Source organism: Ramlibacter sp. bp-362 (genome assembly GCF_054956735.1).
Genome location: NZ_JBUDXE010000040.1, coordinates 1 through 1,099, shown reverse-complemented (window position 1 = coordinate 1,099; position 1,099 = coordinate 1). Strand labels below are relative to the sequence as shown.

The following is a 1,099-nucleotide window of genomic DNA, read 5'->3' as shown; positions in this document are numbered from 1 at the left end:
ATTCATTGCTGATTTCCAGTTGTAGGCTGGCCGGCTCCATTCGGCGGTGATGTTGCGTAGCGCGAGCCAAATCAACTTGGTGGCGGCCTCGTCGCTCGGGAAGTGGCCGCGGGTCTTGATGATCTTGCGCACCTGCGCGTTGACGCTTTCCATAGCGTTGGTGGTATAGATGATGCGGCGCACGTCCGGAGGAAACGCGAAGAACGGAATCACCCGGTCCCAGGCGCGTCGCCAGGCCGCTACCACTGTGGGGTACCTTCGCCCCCACTCGCCGCTGTCAAAGGCCAGCAAGGCTGCTTCTGCGGCCTCCGCGCTGGGCGCGGTGTAAATCGGCTTGACGGCAGCAGCCAGGGCCTTGCGGTCGCGCCAGCTCGCGTAGTCCAGGCTGTTGCGAATCAGGTGGACGATGCAGGTCTGCAGCGTGGTGGACGGGAACGTCGCCTGCAGCGCTTCTGGCATGCCCTTGAGGCCGTCCGTGACGGCAATGAGGATGTCCTCGACGCCGCGCGTCTTGATGTCGTTGAACACCCTCATCCAGAACTTCGCGCCCTCGGTGTTTTCGATCCACAGGCCCAGAATGTCGCGCGTGCCGTCCGGCAGGACGCCCAGCGCCAGGTACACCGCCTTGTTGCGCACGACCGCGTCCTCGCGGATCTTCACGCGCAAGGCGTCGAAAAAGACCACCGGGTACACCGGCTCCAGCGGGCGTGCCTGCCAAGCCGTGACTTCCTCGACCACAGCGTCCGTGACGCGGCTGATCAGGTCAGGCGAGACGTCCACTGCGTACATCTCGGCCAGGAACTTCTGGATCTCGCGCACGGACATGCCCCGCGCGTACATGGCCACGATCTTGTCGTCGAAGCCCGTGAACCGCCGCTCGTGCTTGCCAACCAGCTGCGGCTCGAAGGTGCCCTCACGGTCGCGTGGCACCTCAATGGTGACCTCGCCCGAATCGGTCAGGACTGTCTTGCTGCCCTTGCCGTTGCGGTGGTTCGTCCTGCCCTGGGGCTTCGCCTCACCGGCCTTGTAGCCCAGGTGCTGCGTCATTTCGGCGCCCAATGCACGTTCCATGAACGCCTTCTTGAAGCGCTGGAAGATG

1 protein-coding gene is annotated in these 1,099 nt (G+C 64.1%); it reads right to left on the bottom strand.

The features are described 5' to 3' along the window. Positions 1 to 1,099 (bottom strand): IS256 family transposase (locus ACY0MJ_RS22315; protein WP_462640755.1); only part of this gene is annotated, 1,099 nt, incomplete at both ends.